This window comes from Prosthecobacter fluviatilis, assembly GCF_055388355.1.
The window spans coordinates 4,442,256-4,462,963 of the sequence record NZ_AP043782.1; the positions used below are offsets into that span (position 1 = coordinate 4,442,256).

The 20,708-nt window shown below is 60.0% G+C and carries 20 protein-coding genes; 13 read left to right on the forward strand and 7 right to left on the reverse strand.

Translation table 11 applies throughout. The features are described 5' to 3' along the window. The first annotated feature begins 47 nt into the window (after window positions 1–47). Window positions 48–1,253, forward strand: a complete 1,206-nt coding sequence (locus ACZ5WW_RS17290; protein WP_464694167.1) for a GTP-binding protein — start codon at window positions 48–50, stop codon at window positions 1,251–1,253. 16 nt (window positions 1,254–1,269) lie between these two features. On the opposite strand, the gene ACZ5WW_RS17295 is transcribed toward ACZ5WW_RS17290, so the two are convergent. Continuing rightward, the gene (locus tag ACZ5WW_RS17295) at window positions 1,270–1,821 is read right to left on the reverse strand and encodes a tetratricopeptide repeat protein (protein WP_377165963.1); all 552 of its coding nucleotides are present in this window, start codon (window positions 1,819–1,821) and stop codon (window positions 1,270–1,272) included. 171 nt (window positions 1,822–1,992) lie between these two features. Here ACZ5WW_RS17295 and ACZ5WW_RS17300 point away from each other — a divergent pair, with 171 nt between their 5' ends. From ACZ5WW_RS17300 to ACZ5WW_RS17315, 4 genes are all read left to right on the forward strand, one after another. Further along, on the forward strand, window positions 1,993–2,631 hold the full coding sequence (locus tag ACZ5WW_RS17300) for a hypothetical protein (protein ID WP_377165961.1): 639 nt from the start codon (window positions 1,993–1,995) through the stop codon (window positions 2,629–2,631). A gap of 103 nt (window positions 2,632–2,734) precedes the next feature. Continuing rightward, the gene (locus tag ACZ5WW_RS17305) at window positions 2,735–3,685 is read left to right on the forward strand and encodes an inorganic phosphate transporter (protein ID WP_377165959.1); all 951 of its coding nucleotides are present in this window, start codon (window positions 2,735–2,737) and stop codon (window positions 3,683–3,685) included. A 31-nt stretch (window positions 3,686–3,716) separates the two neighbouring features. Beyond that, entirely contained in the window at window positions 3,717–4,400 is a 684-nt protein-coding gene (locus ACZ5WW_RS17310; protein ID WP_377165957.1) for a hypothetical protein, read from the forward strand. Between the two features lie 21 nt (window positions 4,401–4,421). Continuing rightward, window positions 4,422–5,348, forward strand: coding sequence for a sulfurtransferase (locus tag ACZ5WW_RS17315; RefSeq protein ID WP_377165955.1), 927 nt, complete (start codon window positions 4,422–4,424; stop codon window positions 5,346–5,348). A gap of 54 nt (window positions 5,349–5,402) precedes the next feature. Here ACZ5WW_RS17315 and ACZ5WW_RS17320 read toward each other — a convergent pair whose 3' ends face one another. The 3 genes from ACZ5WW_RS17320 to ACZ5WW_RS17330 form a co-directional block, all read right to left on the reverse strand. After that, a complete protein-coding gene (locus tag ACZ5WW_RS17320) occupies window positions 5,403–5,873 on the reverse strand; it encodes a molybdopterin-dependent oxidoreductase (RefSeq protein ID WP_377165953.1) in 471 nt (156 codons plus the stop codon). A 13-nt stretch (window positions 5,874–5,886) separates the two neighbouring features. Further along, entirely contained in the window at window positions 5,887–7,881 is a 1,995-nt protein-coding gene (locus ACZ5WW_RS17325; RefSeq protein ID WP_377165951.1) for a TonB-dependent receptor plug domain-containing protein, read from the reverse strand. Between the two features lie 137 nt (window positions 7,882–8,018). Further along, window positions 8,019–8,717 carry a type 1 glutamine amidotransferase gene (locus ACZ5WW_RS17330; RefSeq protein ID WP_377165949.1) on the reverse strand — a complete coding sequence of 233 codons (699 nt, stop codon included), beginning with the start codon at window positions 8,715–8,717 and terminating at the stop codon, window positions 8,019–8,021. Window positions 8,718–8,846: 129 nt separating this feature from the next. Between ACZ5WW_RS17330 and ACZ5WW_RS17335 the strand changes: the two genes are divergently transcribed. Further along, window positions 8,847–9,908 carry a substrate-binding domain-containing protein gene (locus ACZ5WW_RS17335; RefSeq protein ID WP_377165947.1) on the forward strand — a complete coding sequence of 354 codons (1,062 nt, stop codon included), beginning with the start codon at window positions 8,847–8,849 and terminating at the stop codon, window positions 9,906–9,908. Here ACZ5WW_RS17335 and ACZ5WW_RS17340 read toward each other — a convergent pair. After that, complete coding sequence (locus ACZ5WW_RS17340; protein ID WP_377165945.1) at window positions 9,898–10,830, reverse strand: hypothetical protein; 933 nt, start codon at window positions 10,828–10,830, stop codon at window positions 9,898–9,900. The genes ACZ5WW_RS17335 and ACZ5WW_RS17340 overlap by 11 nt on opposite strands. A gap of 204 nt (window positions 10,831–11,034) precedes the next feature. On the opposite strand from ACZ5WW_RS17340, the gene ACZ5WW_RS17345 reads away from it, so the two are divergent. The 3 genes from ACZ5WW_RS17345 to ACZ5WW_RS17355 all read left to right on the forward strand — a co-directional run bounded on the left by ACZ5WW_RS17345 (window position 11,035) and on the right by ACZ5WW_RS17355 (window position 13,325). Continuing rightward, entirely contained in the window at window positions 11,035–11,382 is a 348-nt protein-coding gene (locus ACZ5WW_RS17345) for a P-II family nitrogen regulator (RefSeq protein WP_294404234.1), read from the forward strand. Between the two features lie 187 nt (window positions 11,383–11,569). Continuing rightward, complete coding sequence (locus ACZ5WW_RS17350) at window positions 11,570–12,199, forward strand: DUF47 domain-containing protein (protein ID WP_377165942.1); 630 nt, start codon at window positions 11,570–11,572, stop codon at window positions 12,197–12,199. Window positions 12,200–12,212: 13 nt separating this feature from the next. After that, on the forward strand, window positions 12,213–13,325 hold the full coding sequence (locus tag ACZ5WW_RS17355) for an inorganic phosphate transporter (RefSeq protein WP_377165940.1): 1,113 nt from the start codon (window positions 12,213–12,215) through the stop codon (window positions 13,323–13,325). A gap of 140 nt (window positions 13,326–13,465) precedes the next feature. Here the strand turns inward: ACZ5WW_RS17355 and ACZ5WW_RS17360 are convergent, their stop codons facing one another. Beyond that, on the reverse strand, window positions 13,466–14,293 hold the full coding sequence (locus ACZ5WW_RS17360; RefSeq protein WP_377165938.1) for a transposase: 828 nt from the start codon (window positions 14,291–14,293) through the stop codon (window positions 13,466–13,468). Between the two features lie 68 nt (window positions 14,294–14,361). Here ACZ5WW_RS17360 and ACZ5WW_RS17365 point away from each other — a divergent pair, with 68 nt between their 5' ends. Then, complete coding sequence (locus ACZ5WW_RS17365; RefSeq protein WP_377165936.1) at window positions 14,362–15,096, forward strand: class I SAM-dependent methyltransferase; 735 nt, start codon at window positions 14,362–14,364, stop codon at window positions 15,094–15,096. Between the two features lie 237 nt (window positions 15,097–15,333). Next, the gene (locus tag ACZ5WW_RS17370; protein WP_377165934.1) at window positions 15,334–15,771 is read left to right on the forward strand and encodes a hypothetical protein; all 438 of its coding nucleotides are present in this window, start codon (window positions 15,334–15,336) and stop codon (window positions 15,769–15,771) included. Between the two features lie 45 nt (window positions 15,772–15,816). Here the strand turns inward: ACZ5WW_RS17370 and bioA are convergent, their stop codons facing one another. After that, the gene (bioA, locus tag ACZ5WW_RS17375) at window positions 15,817–17,079 is read right to left on the reverse strand and encodes an adenosylmethionine--8-amino-7-oxononanoate transaminase (RefSeq protein ID WP_377165932.1); all 1,263 of its coding nucleotides are present in this window, start codon (window positions 17,077–17,079) and stop codon (window positions 15,817–15,819) included. 121 nt (window positions 17,080–17,200) lie between these two features. On the opposite strand from bioA, the gene ACZ5WW_RS17380 reads away from it, so the two are divergent. Both ACZ5WW_RS17380 and ACZ5WW_RS17385 read left to right on the forward strand, forming a co-directional pair. Then, complete coding sequence (locus ACZ5WW_RS17380; protein WP_377165930.1) at window positions 17,201–17,962, forward strand: RNA polymerase sigma factor; 762 nt, start codon at window positions 17,201–17,203, stop codon at window positions 17,960–17,962. 20 nt (window positions 17,963–17,982) lie between these two features. After that, window positions 17,983–20,559 carry a serine/threonine-protein kinase gene (locus ACZ5WW_RS17385; protein WP_377165928.1) on the forward strand — a complete coding sequence of 859 codons (2,577 nt, stop codon included), beginning with the start codon at window positions 17,983–17,985 and terminating at the stop codon, window positions 20,557–20,559. The last annotated feature ends 149 nt before the right edge of the window (window positions 20,560–20,708 follow it).

The window sequence follows — 20,708 nt, forward strand, 5'->3', positions numbered from 1 at the left end:
GCTAACCCGGGCAAATAACATAATGCGCCGCGTTATCGTTAGAGTTGTTGCAGCCTTTTGCACACGTCCTCCTTTCTTCCACACTCCCCATGTCCTCCAAAGCACGTTACATCATGATCGGCGGCTTCCTCGGCGCCGGAAAGACCACCACCGTCGGCCGCCTGGCCAGGCATCTCAGTGCCCAGGGGCTCAAGGTCGGCCTCATCACCAATGACCAGGCCGGAGGGCTGGTGGACACCAAGCTGCTACGCGGCCAGGGATACGCGACGGAGGAGATCGCCGGCGGCTGCTTCTGCTGCCGTTTTAACACGCTCGTCGATGCGGCGAGCAAGCTGGCGAATGAGGCGAAGCCGGACGTCTTCATCGCCGAGCCGGTGGGGAGCTGCACGGATCTCGTGGCGACCGTGACGTATCCGCTGCGTCGCATGTATGGGGATGCCTTCACCATCGCGCCGCTCAGCGTGCTGGTGGACCCGGTGCGGGCGCGGCGTGTCTTTGGCCTGGATCAAGGAGGCAGCTTTTCCACCAAGGTGGCGTACATCTTCAAGAAGCAGCTTGAGGAGGCGGACATCATCGTCATCAGCAAAAGCGATCTCATCGAGGAAGCCCAGCGCGAGGAGCTGAGGGAGGTGCTGGCCAGGGAGTTTCCTCTGGCGAAGATCGTCACCGCATCGCCGCGTCAGGAAACGGGGCTCGACGAGCTTTTTGCGAGCCTGATGACGAACGAGCAGGCGCGGAGGAACCCGATGGCCGTCGATTATGAAGTGTATGCCGATGGTGAGGCCCTGCTGGGCTGGCTGAATGCCACGGTGACGCTGAAGTCGGATGATGAGTTCGACGCCAATGCCTTTCTCAAGCAGCTCGCCTCCGCCGTGCAGGCACGCCTGTTGCGCGATGGTGCTGAGATCGCTCATTTTAAAATGACCTTCAGCCCCGACGACGGCATCGCAGGCGAGCTCGCCAGCATCAACCTCGTGCGCAGTGATTACGTGGCCGAGCTCGGCATGGAGCTCGACGAGCCCACCACTGGCGGCCAGCTCATCGCCAATCTCCGCGCTGAGGCCGATCCCGCCGCGCTCATGGAGGCGGTGAAAGAAGGCCTCGCTGAGACCACGCTCCAGTTCTTTGGCCTGAAGGCCACGCTGGACCACCACGAGCATTTCCGCCCTGGCAAGCCCACGCCCACCCACCGCGACGGCGAAGTCGTCATGGAAACCAAGGGCGGCTGCAAACCCGGCTCCGGCTGCTGCTGAGGCGGGGCGCCTCGCCTCACGGTTTCCACGTCTTGCTCCAGAGCACGTAGATTTCATGGATGGCACGCTGCTCCAGCGGAGTCCATTCCAGCGTGCGCTCCATCAGCGTCTTGTAGCTGCCAAAGCGCGGGTCTTTCTCTGAGGCTAGCTGGTAGTTCTCCAGAGCCTTCTGCGTGTCTCCCGTGCCCCAGTAGCCCAGGACCAGGGAGTAGTAGTCGTAATGGGCCTGATGGTCGCTCATCTTTGCCGCCAGTTCAAACTCACGCACACTGTCGGCGAAGTCGCCCATGTTGAAATACGCCCAGCCTGCGCGGTTGTGAGTCGGCGCTTTGTCACGCAGCTCCACGGATTTTTTCACATCGGCCCGCGCTTCCTCCTTCCGCCCCAGCAAAGCCAGCACGTAGCCGCGGTTGGAATAAGCCTGTGCGTCCTCCGCATTCTCTTTGATCTGGCGGTTCAGGATTTCCAGCTTGGGTGTGCTACTGACCACGCCGGGGGGGGCAGGTTCTGCGGCAGAGGCACAGAGGCTCAGGGTCAGCAGACAGCAGAAGAGGTGTGAAGAGGTCATGGGAAGTCAGAGAAGAGGTGGGCGGATCAAAGCCAGCGGGCTGGTGGCTTTGCATGCCAGCGACTCAAACGTCGCAAGATGCCTGGTACATTCTGCCGAACGAACCTGTCGCATGAAAACGTTGTTGCACCACCGCTATACACAAACCCTTCCCCCACTGCACTCCCTCTCATGAGCTGGTTTCAACTCGATCCCCACAGCATTGCTGATCGCGCCCGCACCGCCGGCGCCTGTGCGCCATCGCTCGCTGCATCCGTAACTCGCGGCGCTCTCGGATTCACCGCCGTCAGCGTCGCGGGCTTTGTCCCCTGGGCCGTCTTTGGACGCTGGTTCCACACGCATGGTGGAGAGCCTGTGATGTATGCCGCCTGCGCTGTCGTCTTCATCGCCCTTACTTCGCCGATTCTCCATCGCCTCATCATCGGTCCGGATTCCATCTCCCGTTTCTACAAGCTTTTTGGCATCTCCTTTGCCGCCTATTCCGCCGCGTGGATCGCGGGCTGGATGCAACTGCGTGGACATCCGGGAAGTCTGGCCGGCTTGTTTGGCGGCACGATGGTGATGGCCTGCATGCTGGTGGCCGCCTTTGATGCATTGCGCTCTGTGGTTAAAGTTTTTCTCTCGCTGTTCGTGTGCAACACGCTTGGCTACTTCATCGGTGGCGAGTCCGAGGCTGCGCTCATGAAAGTGCATAAAACCACCGCTATGCTCAGCTGGGGAGTCTTCTACGGCATCGGCATGGGTGCCGGACTGGGACTGGCCTTTTATTTTTGCCAGGAGCGAGCAAGAAAGATGCTGGCCACAAGCTGAGCCTTACATCCGTTCAGTTATTTGCCTCATCGAGAAAATTTCTTGAGAGAAGGAACCTTTTAATTGCTTATTTGCCATAATTAGCAAATAAGGCCGTTTCCGCATGCTTCTCCTCATCACCCTTGCCGTCATCGTTGTGGCTTATGCCAATGGGGCGAATGCCAACTTCAAAGGTGTGGCCTCCCTATTTGGCAGTGGCACGACGAGCTACAGAACGGCGGTGAACTGGGCCGCCGTCACCACCTTTGCCGGATGCGTGGCGGCCATGTTCGTGGCTGTCGGTCTTTTGAAAACCTTCACCGGCAAAGGTCTCGTACCGGAGGCCCTAATCACGCAGCCGCTTTTCCTCTTCTCCGTGGCGGCAGGTGCCGGTGTGGCGGGCTTTTTTGCCACGTGGCTCGGTTTTCCTGTCTCCACCACTCACATGCTCACCGGTGCCCTGCTCGGAGCAGGATGGATAGCCGGAGACGTGAATGTGGACAAGCTCTGGGAGGGCTTCATCAAGCCTCTCCTGGTCAGCCCCGTGCTGGCCGTGGCGGCAGGCATGCTCTTGTATGCGATTTTAAAACCCCTGCGTCTCGTGCCCGACCACCGCACCCGAACGCTGGACGCGCTGCATTTCCTCAGTGCCGGCGCCGTGTGCTTTGCTCGGGGTCTCAATGACACGCCTAAAATGGCGGCCCTGCTCCTCGGAGTGGGCTGGTTTCACGGCAGCACCGGCATGATCCTTGTGGCCGTGGCCATGGCCGCAGGGGGGCTGATCAGCGCCAGGCAGGTTGCCGAAACCCTCGCCCACAAAATCACCGGAATGAATCCCGGTCAGGGTTTTGCAGCCAATCTGGCAACTGCATTGCTCGTCACCACGGCCAGCATCCACGGTCTGCCGGTTTCCACCACGCACGTCTCTGTCGGTGCGCTGCTGGGCATCGGCATCACCACCCGGCAGGTGAAATGGCGCACCGTCATCCCGGTGATCGCCGCGTGGGTCATCACACTGCCGTGCTCGGCGTTGCTTGCGGCCCTCATCTTCGCTCTGGGCCGCCGCTTCTTCTGATTTTCCCCTGAAGAGAACGCCCGCACATAACATGAAAGATAAAACCCGCCTCCTCACTCTTGCTGCTTTTGCAGCGGTCACCTCCGTGTTCGGTACTCCGACCGGTCTCAACAACATCCCCACGGCAGAAACCATCGACCATCGCACAGTCGCGGCTCAGTTCTTCACCAGCTTTGGCGGGTCCAACCAGTTCGCCACCAGCGGACCTGGCAAAAGCACGCAGTGGGCTGGCTTCAAGACCGGCTGGGACTTCAAGCCTCTCCACCTCGAATGGGGGCTCGACAGCGCGCTCGGCACCGGCTACTCCGGTCCTCTTCTCTTCCAGACCAAGGCACGCATCCAGCCCTGGCAGGACGGCATGATCGCCGTCGGTGTCGCAGGTGTGGCGCTCACGGACTCCCGTCGTGCGGGCGATCCTTTCACCTACGCCATGATGCACCATGACTTCCACGTGGTGCGTGTACATGCGGGGTATGGCCTGCAGACAAACGGCAACAGCTACCTCTTTGGCGTGGACCGCACCTGGAAGCTTTTCGAGCGTAATTTCAATCTCAACGCCGACCTCGTGCAGTCGCGCGACCAGCAGGGGCACATCGCCGCTGTCGGCGCCAAGTACTTCGTCAACAAGCACATCGTGCTCGAGACCTGGGCCAACTTTCCCGACAAGGACCGGGCCAGCTGGATCGCCAAGATCAACTACGTCTTCACCTTCTAATTTTCTCACAAACACCAACCCATGAAATCCATCCTCTCATTCGTCATCGTCGCCCTGCTGAGCTCAGCGGCCCAGGCCGAGATCGGCCTCATCACCTGCGCCGAAGCCAAGGCCCTCATCGAAAACCCGGACGCTTCCAAACGCCCTATCGTTCTCGACACCCGTGGCGGCTACAAAGACTACTTCCGCGGTCACCTGCCCACCGCCCACCACATCAATTTCGACACTCTGCGTGGCACCAACGAAGCTGTGCCCGTGCAGTACCTGCCGGATGACCTGACGCAGGCGCTGCTCATTCGAGCCGGGGTGGACAAAGACCGTCTCCATCTCGTCTATGCCACAGGAGATGTGCTGCCGAATGATGAAATTCTCAGCAGCAGCATGGTTGTCTACGTGCTGGAAAAATTCGGCGTGCAGAACATCAAGATCGTTGATGGGGGGCTCGCCGAATGGAAGAAGCAGGGCTTTGTGGCGGTGCAGGACTACTTTGGCAATCCCAAAGGCACCCTGCCGGAGAAAGGCATCACTACCATCACCGCCAGCATCAGTGACGTGCAGGCCCACATCGGCAAGCCCGGCAACATTCTTGTCGACGCCCGCCCCATGAACGAGTTTCGTGGTGAGGACGATGTCTGGCTCCGCAAAGGCCACATCCCCGGTGCCATCAGCTTCCACTGGGCCCGCCTCATGGAGAAGGACAACACCCACAAGTTCAAGCCCTTCGCCGAAGTGAAGGACGAGCTCGAAAAAGCCGGCATCACCTCCGACAAAAACATCATCGCCTATTGCGGCACGTCCCGCGAAGGCAGCCTGCTGCAGTTCTATCTCAAGCATGTGGCAGGCTACCCCAACGTCCGCCTCTACGAAGGTGCCTGGAAGGAATACGTCTGGCTCAATGGCAAATCACTGCCTGCCGAGACGGGCGGTGATCCAGCGGGAACAAAGTAACTTTTATTAACCAGGCTGGAAGCCGCGTCGCCGCCTGAGGTCGGCGGCGCTGTTTTATGGTTTGGCGGCACGGCGCACGTCAATCTTGATGACCTGCCGAATCCAGCGTGCGTGGCGTTTTTCTTTGGGAATGACCACGCGCAGCGGGCCGGTTGCAGCATCCAGAGGCTGGCCGTTTTTTTGGTCTGCCAGGATGACCGGGCCTTCGTTCGCCAGCGGATCAAGCTCTGGCAGGGCATACACGGCCTGGTAGCCGTCTGCCGCGATGACCACGATGTAGAGCGACAAAGCCGGTCCGCGCATCTGCTCGCCCATCGGCACTCCGGCGCTTTTGAGAATCTGGTACAAGGGCACGCCGGTGAACTTTGCTTTTTCCCCTGAATGCTCTGTCGCATCCACTGTCAGATGCGGGAGGAGTTCGAGATCCGTGGCGGACAGCTTGAGCGGTTTTTCCACCTCGCCGGAGACTTCCAGTGTTTGCGCGGAGATCTGGGTGGCCAGGAGAAGTAGAAGCAGCAGTCTCATGTTCATTTTGGGATTAAAATTTGACCTGCACGTTTGCATACAGCGTCCGTCCGGCGAGGTAATAGCCTTCGGTGATGGCGTAGTTGCGGTCGCAGAGGTTGTTGGCTCCGAAGCTCAGTGTGGTTTGGCCGGGCAGGCGGATGGCGATCTTGAGATTGAGCAGGGCGTAAGCCCCGACGCCAGCTCCGGTGGAGAGAGAAAAACGGGAACTGTTGTACTCGGCGCTGGGAATGATGCTGAGCCATTCCACCGGGCGTATGTCCGCCCAGGTAAAAAGGGCGTGCTTGGGCGTATCGACCAGCTTCACATTCGGCTGGCTGATGTTCTTGCGGTCGAGATAGGTGTAGTTCGTGCCAAGCTCAATCGCGCTGCAGGGTTTGCAGGTGAAACCAAGCTCGGTGCCGAGGTTCTGTGATTTGCCCACGTTTTGAAACTGAAACACGCCGGGGGTGACGTTGGCCACGGTCTGGATGGTGTTGTCCACCATGGCGGCAAAGAGGCTGGCATGGATGGACAGCTTTTTGGTGAGATCTCCATCATAGCCGATGTCGTAATGAACCGCGTGCTCCGGCTGCAGGTCGGGGTTGGGGATGGCGGCACCGAGCCGGTAGGAGTAGCGGTCCTTGATGGTGGGGAAGCGGCTCTTGCGTGCCACGGTGAAGTGGAAGGTGCCATGCTCCCGGAGCTTGTAGAAGAAGCCGATCTGAGGATTGAGTGCCGAAAAGGTCTTGCCGCCAAGGGACTTGCCTGTGTTGGTGTCCACCGCCTTGATCACGCTACGGCGGTCATAGCTGGCGCCGGCGGTGACACTGAAACGGCTGGTGAACTGGTGGGTGTCTTCCAGGCCGAGGGAATAAGTGGCGTCTTCGAAGGTGTAGTATGGTGCTCCGGCATTGTGCTCCTTGTGGCGGTCATACTTGCCGTGCAGCGCGGCCTTCAGGGTGTTTTTTTCCGTCAGTTTGGTTCCAAACTCCAGGCTGCCTCCCAGCGTGTAGTCATCGTAGTAGCTTTGGAAACCCGAGGGCGGGTTCTGCGTGTTGTAGTTGCCGTTGTTGTAGGCAAACAGCGAGTTGATGAACCGGTCGAAGTAGAGGCGCTCTTTGATGTAGCTGTTCTTGCTGATCTGCGTGTGGCCGATGAAATAAATCGTCTGCTTGTCCCACTCCGGCCACTGCCAGTACCGCCGGGGCTGCTGTGCTGCCGGCAGGGTGCCAGCATACACGGGGTTTCCTTTTTCCCCGCGCTGAAGAATGTAGCCCAGTGCGTATTCGTCGGTCTTGTTTGGCATGTAGCCGATTTTGGCGCTGACCCGCCAGTCCTGACGGTAGGCGTTGTCACGGTTGCCGCCGTTCTCGTTGGGTGTCGGGGCAAAGCTCTTCGACATGGGGTAGCTGTGCTGGGACACAAAGGAGCCGCCAAGCTGAAGGTACCAGTGCTCGCTGCGGAAGCCGGTGTTCAGCGCGGACTGATAGCCGCCCTGCTGCATCCAGCCGCCGAGCAAGTCTCCCTCAAAGGCCTTCTGCGGCTTGCGCGTGACGATGTTGATCGCGCCGCCGAGGGTGTTGGCCCCGTAGGTGGCTGAGCTGAAACCTTTGGAAACCTTGATGTCCGCCACGTCGGCCGTGGTAAAGCGCTGCAGGTCCACATAGCCGTCATACGGCACGTAAACTGGAATGCCGTCGATGAAGATCGGTGTCTGCCGCAGATCAAAGCCCCGGACATAGGCCCCGGCTTCGTTGCGGGGGCCGTTGTTGTTGGTGACTACACCGGGGCTGAGCCGCAGCGCCTCGGAAAGATCCTTGCGCTCAAATTTGCGGATGCTGTCTGCACTGATGCGGCTGGTCATCGCGTCCGCCCCCGTTTCCGCGTCTGCGGTGATCACAATTTCTCCCAGTTCAAACGGCTGAGGCTCCGCAGCCTGGAGTGAAGGCGAAAAGATGGCTGGCAGAAGCAGTAAAAAAGCAATGCGTGAAGACATGAGGGCGGTCGGCAGTTTGGCTTGTGACATTATCATGTCATAAGAAGACATGATAGTGCCACAAGTCAAAAAGCACCTGCGGTAGCTCCGAGAAGCCCGTCTGTTTCACGCACGGCATCCGTCCGCAGGCATGGCCGGGAGTGCGGTTTGGAAGCAGCTACCGGCTTTCAAGGGGGGAGAGCTGTGCCGGCGAGGTAGTCCAGCACACGAGCCATCAGGACATTGACATGCTCGTAGGCCGCCAGGGGCAGGGAGCGCAGGGTGGCTTCAGATTGCACGTAGGCGTCTTCCACCAGTTCGTCCCGGCAATGTGTGATGATGTCAGCCGCGCTTTCAGGGGTGGTCTCCAGATGGAACTGCAAACCGATGACATGGGAGCCGATCTGAAACGCCTGATGCTCGCAGGCGGCGCTGCGGGCGAGGTGGACCGCGCCGGCTGGCAGGTCAAAAGTTTCGCCGTGCCAGTGAAAGACCTTGGTGGTTTTGGGAAAGGCAAAAGTGCTGCAGACATGAGGCATGGCCTCGATGTCAAACCAGCCGATCTCGCGCTGCCTGCCTGGGTAGACACGTGCGCCGAGAGCACTGGCGATCAGCTGAGCGCCCAGGCAGATCCCCAGCAGCGGGACGCCGTGATGGATGGCGGTGCGGATGAACTGCTTTTCAGCGACCAGCCAGGGCAGTTCGGCCTCGTCGTTCACGCTCATGGGCCCGCCCATGGCGATGATGAGGTCCAGGCTGCTGACCTCAGGCAGCGTCCAGGGCTCAAAAAAACGCGTGCTGGTGATGTCAGCCGACCGCCCCCGCAGCCAGGGCTCCATGCTGCCGATTCCTTCAAAAGGGACATGCTGAAGAATGTGGACTTTCATGAGGGTGTGACCTTTTAAGCGAGGTCTGTGCGGCTGCAAAACAGAGTGTGGTGGTTTCTGCGCGGAGTCTAAAAGCCGTCCGGCCACTGGATTGACTCTGCTGCGATCCGGCCACATCATGACAGCATCATGTCACGAGCCCATTCACAGCAGCATCCCGTCGCGGCAAGGCGCAGGGCGCTAGGCTGGTCGCAGGACGAGCTCTCGAGCAAGGCGGGGATTCCGCGCAGTTCTGTGAGCGCCATTGAGGCCGGGCGGCTCACGCCATCTGTCACGGCGGCGCTGGCGGTGGCGCAGGCGCTCGAGTGCAGTGTGGAGGAAATGTTTGGCTCCGGAGGAGAAAAGGCGGTCCAAGGTGTGACCTGGGCCTGGGGGCAGGAGCCGGTGGCGGGCCGCTACTGGGAGGCCGAGGTCGGGGGAAGAAAGTGGCTGTACCCTGTGGAAACGCTGCCCGGCAGCGCATGGGCACATGACGGCCTTTGCCGTGAAAAAGTGCTGCATGAACGCGGCGACTGGGATGCCACGCAGACGCTGGTGCTCGCGGGGTGTGACCCGGCTGCGGGCCTGCTGGCGGCGGAATATGCGGCGGCGTCAGGCTTCCGGCTGCTGGCTTTTCCGCGTGGCGGGGCGGCTGCTCTGGAGCTTTTGAGGCAGGGTGTGGTGCATGTGGCTGCGCTGCACCGCTCCACGGCGGAGCAGCCGGGGCGGAATGCTGAGACGGTGCGTGAGAAGCTTGGCGGCGGCTACCGACTGCTGCGCAGTGCAGAGTGGCAGGAGGGCATCGCTCTGCCTGCGCAGGATCATACCCGCAGCGTCGCGGCTTGTGCCCGGCAAGTGCGCCGCTGGGCCATGCGTGAGCCGGGCTCTGCTGCGCGGGAGTGCCTGGATGAACTTCTTGGAAAACCACACGTCTCAAAGCGCATCATGATGAGCCACCAGGCGGTGGTGGAGGCCGTGCGTGGCGGCTGGGCTGAGGCAGGTGTGTGCGTGCGGCTCTGCGCCGAGGATGCCGGGCTGCGCTTTCTGCCGGTGCGCGATGAGTCGCTAGATCTGTGTTTTTCAGCCGCCATGGAGCGGGATCCGCGCATGCAGGCGCTCATTCGACTGCTGCGCAGCCGATCGCATCGGCGGCTGATTGACGAACTGCCGGGGTATGACGCGAGCCACACCGGGGAGTTGATCACGGTTTGACCGTTTCGGGAGCCGCCGTCACCGGCTTCATGGAGATCAGCCGTGTCGTGACCTGCTGATGCACCGGCATCGGCTTGCCTTCCACCTTGAGCTGAATGGCCGCGGAGAACACAGCCAGAGAGATGGTTTTGCGTTCCAGGTCAAAGAAGACGTGGCCGTTGACCTTGGAGTTTTCGCCGAAGGTCACGGGACGCTCGGTTTCGAGATCGCGGCCGGTGCTGTCCTTGTCGGGCTTGGATTTCATGGTGCCTTCAAAGGCGATCTGGGCCTGGCGGTGGCCTTCGCGGTCCACAATGCCGTCGAACTTGGCATTCAGCTTTACCTGGACCGTGCCGGCCTGGGGGAAGGGGACTATTTCGTCAGAGATCCATTTGTCTCCGGGGCTGACGGGTATTTTAGGCAGCCCCATTTCCAAAGAGCGGCGGTAGAGCGTGGCGAGCTGGCGGGCGGTGGCAATCGAGGTCAGGTCGGGTTCGACATCTCCAGTGACCATGGAACCGATGTCCTTGGCATCGACAAAATTGCCCTTGGCATCATAGACAAGGGTGAACCCTTTGCCTGCAGAGCCACCGAAAGCCTGCTGCAGCTGAGGACTGGAGGAGGCTGGGTTTCTGGAATCGAAAACATAATTTTTTCCCTCAAAGGACATTTCACCGAGCAGGGCGGTGATCAGGACCTTGGCCTCGGTCATTTCTGCGGAGGTCTTGCTGACGGTGATGGAGGTGGTCTGGTGCAGACGAAGCTTCTGGTCTGTGGCTTTGCCCAGGGAGGTCAGGAAGTTGGTCGTTTCGGTGTCAGATTCCTGGAGGTAAGCCATGCCGGGCTCCCAGTGCAGTTTCAGCTCCACCGGGGAGTCCTGGGAGGTGCCGGTGACGGGGAGGCAGAAAAGGAAAAGGGCCAGAGGCGCGGCGGTGCGGAGCATGGTCCGAGGTAAGCGAAAGCCAGTGGGTTTGCAATACGGCTCTCCTCTAAGAAGTGATGGTTTTCAGAGGGGTTGGGAAATCGGCATTCAAGTTGGCACGCTTCCGGCTTAGACTCATATTCGCAAAAGATTGGGCCAGGAAAATCGTCTTCCCACGGTTCTGATCGTTGCAATTCGTGAACCACACTACTAATTGCCGTAACCATGAAAAAAGTCGAAGCGATCATCAAACCGTTCAAGCTGGAGGATGTCAAAGAAGCCCTTTCCGAAGTCGGAGTCGAAGGCATGACTGTTGTGGAGGTCAAAGGATTTGGCCGCCAGAAGGGCCATACTGAGATCTACCGTGGCAGTGAATACACCGTCGATTTCCTCCCGAAGGTGAAGATTGAGGTCGTCGTGGACGACAGCCGTTCTGACGCAGTGGTTGATGCCATCGTCAAAGCAGCAAACACCGGCAAAATCGGCGACGGCAAGGTTTTCGTGAGCGCCGTGCTCGATGCCATTCGCATCCGAACCGGCGAGCGTGGTGCCGACGCGGTTTCCAGCAGCTAGTTTTCCTTCCGCAGAGCTGCAAATCTGCAATGAACCCATCTGCGGCAAGCCGCTGATGGGTTTTTTGTTGTCATGGTCAAAAACATCAAATGTGACTTTTTCGTCACATTAGGCGAATGGGGTGGTCTTGACAGCCCCCCTGGCGCTCGCTCTAACTGGCGGCCCGCCCACCTGCGGGTAATCCCACATGATTTCCTTCCAAAAACTTTTCGGCAAATCGGATGTTTTTTATGATTTGTTAGAATCCAGTGCAAGCCACGCCCGGCAGAGCGTTCAGTCCCTTCATAACCTGCTCTCCAACCCTACTGCGCCTCAAAGCCTGGATGCCTTCACGGCCACGCGCCGGGAAGACAAGAAAATCACCCAGCAGATCGACGAGGCCCTGTGCAAGACGTTCGTGACGGAGCTGGAGCGGGAAGACATCGAAGCACTGGCGAACGCGCTGTACAAGATTCCGAAGACGGTGGAGAAGATCGCGGAGCGGCTGCTGATCTGCCGGGAGCGTCTGGCTGGCGCGGATTTTTCCCGGCAGGTGAAGCTGATGGATGCTGCGGCGGAAGTCGTGCTGACGATGGTGGTGGAACTGCGCAAGAAGCTGCACCTGGAGCGTGTGAAGGTGCTGAACGAGAAGATCCAGCAGGTGGAGGGAGAGGCTGACAAGCTCATGATCGACTGCCTGCGGGCGCTGTACACGACGGAGAAGGATGCTGTGATGGTGGTGATCCTGAAAGACCTCTACGACCTGATGGAAAAGGTGGTGGACCGCTGCCGTGACGCCGGAAACGTGGTGGCCCATATTGTTTTGAAGAACTCCTGACCGCCCGCCGCGCATGACCCTTGTCCTTTCCGTGGTTCTGGTGGCGTTGATTTTTGAGTACATCAACGGCTTCCATGACACCGCCAACTCCATCGCGACGGTGGTCTCCACGAAAGTGCTGACGCCGCGCATGGCGATCGTTGTGGCCGCTTTGACTAACCTGGTGGGGGCACTGTTTGGCACGGCGGTGGCGAAGACGATTTCATCCGGGCTGGTGGATTCCGCCTACGTGACGCCACAGACGATCATCTGCGCGTTGCTGGGGGGGATCATCTGGAACCTGATCACGTGGTGGTTTGGGCTGCCATCGAGCTCCAGCCACGCGCTTGTGGGCGGGCTGACCGGTGCGACGCTGGCTACTGCGAGCGGCAAGTGGTCGGTGCTTATTTGGTCCAAGGCTCCCGAAGCCGGGAAGCACTGGTATGAAGGCAGCGGAATTCTCTACAAGGTGGTGGTGCCGATGGTGAGCTCCCCGCTGGCGGGCCTGTTGCTGGGTTTTGCGATTATGTCGCTGCTGTACCTGCTGATCTCGGGCCTGAATGCGCTTTTTGGCTGGCTGAAACCGCGCATGGTGGCGGCGGTGTTTGGCAAGCTGCAGATCCTGAGCGCGGGCTACATGGGCTTCAGCCACGGGATGAATGACGCACAGAAGACGATGGGCATCATCGCACTGGCGCTGGTGGCGGGAACAAAGGCGGGCGACCTTTCCCAGGTGCCTGAGTGGCTGAGCTTTCTGAGGATCGAGTCCCTCGGGGCGAAGAGTGACCAGATCCCGGTGTGGATCAAGGTGACGTGCGCTCTCGTCATGGCGGCCGGAACGGCGGCCGGGGGCTGGCGCATTATCAAGACGCTGGGGCACAAGCTGGTGAAACTGCAGCCGGTGCATGGTTTTGCGGCAGAGACGACTGCGGCGACGGTGCTTTCTGTGGCGGCGGTTTATGGCATGCCAGTTTCGACGACGCATGCAATCACGACGAGCATCATGGGGGTGGGGGCGGCGAAGCGGCTGAACGCAATCAAATGGGGAGTGGTGTCGCGTATCATTTGGGCTTGGGTGCTGACGATCCCGGTCACGGGTCTGCTGGGTTATGTGCTGTTCTGGATGTTTGGTACGCCATTGAAGTGAGGCTGGAGAGGCTGTTGATGGCTTTTTGCGGCATTATTGCCGTAGCTGCGGTCGTTGAGTAACAACCGCAGCGGGAACCGTGGTGGCGGGCCTGTGCGCGTGATGGTGTCGGGTGCGTCGTATTTGACTGTCCAAGCGCCTCAATCGAGCGGGCTCAATCTCAAGCTGCGCAAGGTGTAGAAGGGGGATGCGGCTTCTTTCAAGCGTCTGGCACCCCGTCTTTTCTTTGGGCCGGAGAGCTCGCGCTGCGCCTCGAAGATGCTTTCCACAAACTCTTTGCTGCCCAGTGCGAGGCCATCGGTGAAGTAGCGCACCCGCAGGCGCACCAGCTCGGCGGTGCTGAGTTTGCCTTTCGCAGCCAGCACGGCACGGGCGGTGTCTGCGCTGACACCGGAGCGCACGACGTGTTCGTTCCGGACGTCTTTGATTTCGCGGCCGTCGGCATGCAGCAAGCAGCGGTAGGCTTCGGCGGCAGCGGTGCTTTTCCAGCCGTCCACCGGTTTGCCCAGGGCTTTGCAGAGGCCGCGCTGGGCCCGGCGGCTGCCGCTGAGGGCTTCGGCGTAGCCGCACCAGCGGTAGTCTTTCGGGTCTTTCGCCAGACCAGCACGCACGGGGTTGAGGTCGATGTAGGCGGCCATGGTGCGCAGGGGCTCGCCTTTGCCTTCGACGAGGACGCTTTTGAAGCGGTCCATCCAGAGGGTGCCGCGCCGGCCTCGGCGCTTGTTGAACCAGCGGCTGAAACGCTCTTTGATTTCTTTGACGAAGAGGGAGAGATCGCAGAAGCGCTTTTTGAGAGCCTCGATTTTCTGGTCGGCCAGGAGGGCCATGCCACGCTGGCGGAGGTCGGTGAGTTCGTCGCGAAGCAAACCGAGGTAAGTCTTGCTGTAGAGGATGCTGAGGTGCTGGAAGAGCTTGTGTTCGCCACTGGGGCCGTCGAAGCGTTGGAGCCAGGTGGGGCGATGGGGCACTTCGGCAGCTAATCCGCAGATTATGTGTTGCTCTAAGCTGGCTGTGCGGCTTTTCTGGCTGCATTAACATGAGGAAGTTGCTGAAATCTATCAAGGCCTGGCGAAAAAAACGCAGGAGCGAAGCGGTCAAAAGCGCATTTGGCGAGAAGCTTGAAGTTCTCGCCGGGCCTTTTGCCGGGATGAAATATCATTTTGAGTCCCATGGCTCCTCCATTGTGCCTAAGCTGGTAGGGGTGTATGAGGAGCCTATTGCTGGCTGGGTGGCTGAGATTCCGCAAAAGCAATATGACCGGATTGTAGATGTGGGCGCTGCTGAAGGCTACTACACGGTCGGCTTTGCTTATAAAAACATGGCCAGAGTGGTGCATGGCTTTGACATCTCCGAAGAGGCCCGGAAAATGCTGGAACGTCTGGCGGCTTTAAACAACGTGAGGGACAAAGTCACCGTCAACGGTCTCTGTGATGCCGGGAAGCTGCAGGAACTGGCAGGGAAGGGGGCTCTGGTTTTTTGTGATGCAGAAGGGGCGGAGCTGGAGCTTTTGAACCCTGCTGTCGTGCCCAGCCTGCTGCAGACGGACATGATTGTGGAGACGCATGACTTCTTAAAGCCTGGCATCACCAACACATTGATTGAACGCTTCCGCCTCACACACCGCATTGAAGTGATGTCGGACAGTGAGCGACAGTGGGCAAAGTATTCCTGGCCGGCAATGTTTAACGACAGGATGAAGCGCGGATGGTCGAATGAAGGACGGCCGAAAGGCATGCTGTGGCTGAGAATGCTGGCCATTCACTCCGCCTGAACCACGACATCTAGAAGGACTGCTTTTTCCTTCAGTTTTGGGTGGAAATGCGGAGTGCTTCGGCAGCGCGAGGGATCCAGATGACTGGCTCTTGCAGAATGCCTATGCGTGCACCGTGGCTTCTGCATGGCATGAGGTTTTGATGGGGTGATCCGGCAGAGGGGCTGCAAAAATCGGGATGACAAGAGCGTTTGCGGTGGAGCGGGCGAGGTCGGACTATCCGGGATTTTTCTGCGCATGAAATGCATTTTGACGGTCTTGCTGATGATGACGGCCTGTGCTGAGGCTGAGGAGATGAGGTATGTGCCGGGCTGGGGAAAAGCGGTGCAGAGGCGAACGATCAAGCGTGCGGAGACGGGCAAGGATGCGCTGAAGGGGGCGGTGGCGGCTCTGCAGCCGGGGGACAGGTTCGTGATCGCGGCGGGTGTTTACAGTTTTGAGCGGATGTGGGACATCGGAGTGTGTGGTACGGAGGAGTCGCCGATCTGGATTGTGGCGGAGGAAGGGGTGCGGGTGGTGCTGACACGGCCGGATGCGAAGCAGAATGTGATGAACATGGGACAGGGGCGCTCTGACGATGAGGGGGGAGCGGCTGATGCGATGTGTGAAAGGGAAGGCGGCTCCTGTTTTGGCAAAGGGATGAGCTTGGCTGGACTGTCGATCCTTCAGGAGTAGGCAGAGCTGTTTTAATTGGAGATCCAATCTTTCGAGAGCACCAGACTAGGTGTGAGCCCCGAGATCGGCAAGGGCGGCGCGGAGGGCGGTGACCATGCGGTCGATTTCCTCCAAGGTGACGCAGAGAGGTGGCATGAGGACGATGGTATTGCCGATAGGGCGGGTGAGGAGGCCGTGGGCACGGGCGGCGATGCAGATGCGTGCGCCGAGGCTGGTGTCCGGAGAGTCGAGGGTGATGGCGGAGATCATGCCACACTGGCGGTAGCCGGGGAGGTCGGCCATGAGCTGGCGGAAACGGTCGATCTTGGCGGGGAGGTGTTCGAGGATGCGCTCGTCGCGGAAGAGCTGGAGGCTGGCGAGAGCGGCGGCGCAGCCGAGCTGGCTGCCAGCGTAGCTGTGGCCGTAGAAGAAGGTGCGGCCTTCAGCGGGGTCGCCTAGAAAGCCTTCAAAAACGCGCTCGGTGGTGAGGGTGGCTGCGAGGGGGAGGTAACCGCCGGTGAGACCTTTGGCGAGGCAGAGGAAGTCGGGGGTGACACCTTCCTGCTGGCAGGCAAACATGGTGCCGGTGCGTCCGAAGCCGGTCATGACTTCGTCGAGGATGAGGAAGATGTCGTGCTGATGGCACCAAGCTTCGAGCTGGCCGAGCATGCCCTGGGGCCAGAGGCGCATGCCGGCGGCTCCTTGGATAAGGGGCTCAATGATGACGGCGGCGGTGCGGCTGAGATCGTCGGCGGATAAGGAGGCGAGGGCGTCGAGGCTGGGGACGGTGATGACTCGGTAGCCGAAGTCGTTGCCGCTGCCTTTGAAGAGGGGAATGCCGCCGAGGCTGGCGGCGCCAAGGGTGTCGCCATGGTAGGCGCGGTCGAAGGCTATGAGGGTATCGCGCTGCGGGCCGCCGTTTTGCTTCCAGTACTGGAGGGCCATGCGGACGGCGGATTCGATGGCGGTGGAGCCGTTGTCTGTGAAGAAGGCGCGGGTGATTTTGCCGCCGGGGAGCAGGTCAATGAGCTCTTTGGCGAGTCGGATGGCGGGCTCGTTGGTGAAGCCGAGGAAGGAGGTGTGGGCGACTTTGCCGAGCTGCTGGATGATGGCAGCATTGATGACGGGGTGGGCGTGGCCGTGGACGTTGGTCCAGATGGAGGCGTTGCCGTCGAGGTATTCTTTGCCGAACTGGTCGCGGAGGGTGCAGCGGTGGCCCTCGACGAGCATGAGCGGGACATGGTCCGGGGCGCACCACTGGCGCATGGGGGTGAAGGGGTGCCAGAGGTGTTGCTTGTCGAGGGCGGCGAGGTCTGTGAAAGAGGGCATTGTTTGCTTTCTTTTTACATTAGCATCCTTTTTTGATTGGCTGCTGCTGTTTAAGTTTTTACTACATTTAGGTTATCAAATTCCGAGACAGTTAAATCATCCGAGGCTGATGGGTCCGCACGTGTCCAACATAGATCTTTCCAGTCCCACTCAAAATCTGCAGTCGGGCAACAGCGCTCTTTTTCCTGCAACGCTGTGGTCGATGATCCAGGAGGCGAAGCGGGATGAGGATGTGCTGACGGGGCTGGAGAGGCTGGCGCGTGCGTATTGGCGGCCGCTTTATGTGTTTGTGAGGCAGAGAGGATCGCGGCATGATGCGGCGTGTGACGAGGTGCAGGGATTCTTTGAGCACCTGATCTCGAGCGACATGCTGAGAAATGTGCAGCGCGGGGAGGTAAGGTTCCGGAGCTTTCTGCTGAGGTGCTTCACGAACTGGCTGAGCAATCAGCGTGAGCGGCAGCTGGCTGTGAAGCGGGGCGGAGGGGCGGTGCTGCTGCCGCTGGAGGTGATGAGCGTGCGGGAAGATGAGCCGAGACTGATCGAGGGACAGACGCCTGACAAGGCCTTTGACCACGGGTGGGCGCGTGCGTTGGTGGACCAGGCGATGAAGCGTCTGGTGGAGGAGCTGGAGCAGCGTCAGAGGAGTGCTTTTTTGCTGGAGCTTCGGCAGAAGACCTTTGCGAACGGTGCCGAGGGACCGGACTGGGAGGAGATGGCGAGCCGACATGGGATGGCCCATGGGGCGGTGCGGAAGGCTGCCTCCGACCTGCGCAAGAGGTTTGGGATTTTGCTGCGAGCGGAGGTGAGGAACATTGTTTCCAGGGAGGAAGAGGTGGACGACGAGCTGCGCTATCTGGTGAGCCTGCTGTCGGTGTCGGCATGATGTGCGTGTGAACCCTTTCAATGAGCAACGTCCTCCCTGAACCACCTCAGTGCCCTGTGTGCTCCGGAAAGCTGGAGAGGGACGGTGTGTGTCTGGTGTGCCTGCTGCAGGAGGGACTGGAGGCGGCGAGTGGGCTGGCGAAAGCGCCGCCGGAGCGTGCGCTGACGCTGCCGTGTGAGTTTGCCGGCTACCGTCTGGTGAGGGAGATCGCGAGCGGGGGAATGGGGATTGTGTACGAGGCGGAGGATTTGAGGCTGAAGCGGGCGGTGGCGATGAAGGTGGTGCGCAATGCGCATTTTGCGACACGGGAGGAGGCGGCGAGGTTCCGTGCGGAGACACAGGCGGTGGCGCAGCTGGACCACCCAGACATCGTGCCGATCTATGAGAGCGGTGAGGAGGATGGGATGCCATATTTTACGATGAAGCTGGCTGATCGGGGGTCTCTGGCGGAGAGGCTCAAAAAGCGTGGAGTGATGCCTGAGCGCGAGGCGGCGAAGTTCATGGTGCGCATTGCGAGGGCGGTGCAGTATGCGCATGAGCGTGGGGTGCTGCACCGTGACCTGAAGCCGGCGAACATTCTGCTGGATGTGGGGGGCAGGCCGATGCTGTCTGACTTTGGGCTGGCGAAACTGCTGGATGCTGAGTTTCAACTGACGCGCAGCAACGCCTATGTGGGGACACCCCACTACATGAGCCCGGAGCAGGCGGCGGGGAAAGCGAAGGAAGTGACGACGGCGAGCGATGTGTGGGCGCTGGGGGTGATGCTGTTCCAGATGCTGACGAACAAGCTGCCCTTTACGGGAGGGAGTGCGGTGGAGGTGATGAGGCGGATCACGCAGGAAGAGCCTGAGATCAGCTCATCAGGGAAGCTGACGGTGAGGAAGAAACCGAAGGAGGCGAAGGGAAGCCCTGAGAATTTGTCGGCTGCATCCCTGCAACGGGTGCAGCCTGATCTGGCCACACTGATCTTGCGCTGCCTTGAGAAGCTGCCTGCAAGAAGACTCCCGAGTGCTGGATTTCTGGCGGACGAACTGGACCGGTTTCTCCAAGGTGAGCCGATTCAGTCGAGAGCGGTCGGCGCGCGAGAGCGGCTGTGGAAGCTGGCGCAGCGCAACAAGGCGACGACGCTCGGCATAGTCGGCATCGCGGCGTCGCTGATCGTGGGCGCAGGGGTGTCAGTCCATCTGGCGGTTAAGGCGCGCGCAGCGGAACGCGTGGCGCTGCAGCAAAAGAAGGAGTCGGACGAGATTGCCTCCATCATCCTGGAGACGGTGCATGGCATGGATGAGTATTTGGTGGGACGGGAAGTGGATCCAGAGCAAATGCTGCGGGAGCTGCTGCGGCGGGTGAGTGAATTTCAAGGTGACCCAAGACGCAAAGCATCCATGCTGGAGGAGCTGTCCACGCTGCTGAACAAACCGGCAGACCTGAAGTTGTACCGCGAAGTGCTGGCTGAGGTGGAACCGCAGCTGGACCCGAATGATCCTCTGCTCTGGAGCATGCGCTACCGGGTGGTGCTGAAGGAGATGCACTTTTCTTCCGCGACCGGAAGGAAGGGCGGTGAAATACGCGATGAGCTGCGCAGGATCATGATCTGGCAGGCGGCGAACCTGCCAGCCGGGGACATGCAGATCTTCAAGACCAAATATGCGCTGGCAGAAGAGCTGGTCCAGGAAGTGAAGGGAAGGCAGGCTTTGAACGAGGCCGAGATGCTGCTGCGGTCCTGCCTGGCTCACTACGAGAAGAAGGCGGACAAATTTGACATCATCGTGGGCCGCATTGAACTGATGACGGCGATCTTTGGTCTGGGCAGGAAGGAGGAAGCCCTGAAGCTGGGGCGCGAGACCTGCGACTATGCCATGGAGGGTTTTGGAGAAAGGCATTCGATCACCGGCCGTGCCTATGGCCGGCTGGCGAAGCACTGCCGCGAGGCGGGGCTGGCTGAAGAGTCGATCCGGTACGGTCACAGGGCGCTGGACATCTACTGGCACACGGTGGGGCCGGATTATTTGAAGGCAAAGTCCACACTCAAAGCCCTGAGCCAGATTTTGGTGAAGCGTGGAGATCTTGCCGAAAATCTGGAGTTGCTGCGCAATGAGCTGAAGGTGTGCGACCAGCAGCTGGGACCGGCACATGCCTACACACTGTACAGGGCTGAGTCATTGATTGCCACGCTGCGTGAGATGAATCTGCCAGGAGAGGCGCGTGAACTCGGCGGCACTTGGCTGGAGCGGGTGCGTTTGATTGATGGGCTGCTGCCTGCGGATGCGGCCGGGCTGCTGGTGCAGCATTCGCTCACGCTCCTAAAACTGGGCCGAGGAGAAGATGCCGCCCCCCTGCTGCGGCAGCTGCCTGAGTTGCTGAACCGCACAGCTGGCGAACTTGCACTTTTTTCCCGGTTTCTGCCGCTGGCAGACGAGCTTTTGCAGAATGACCGGCCTCAGGAGGCCGGGGCAATCTTGCGAAGGATCGTCGCTGCCTGCGAAGAGCGGCAAGTGGATGAGCCAAAATCTGCGGAGCAGGTACTGCTCAAGGCAAAACAACGGCTGCTGCAGGTGGAAAAGGGCCTTTCGGCAGCAGCAGAACCCGGAAGGTGAAATTTTTTTTTGGCTGTGAGGTAACACGGGGGCCGGGAAGCTGTGGATGCCGGATGCACAAAACTGTGCATACCCATGAAAACACAACATCCCATATACCGAAAAGTATTCCGAAAGGCGCCGCGAGCGGCGCTGGTGGCAATCACGTC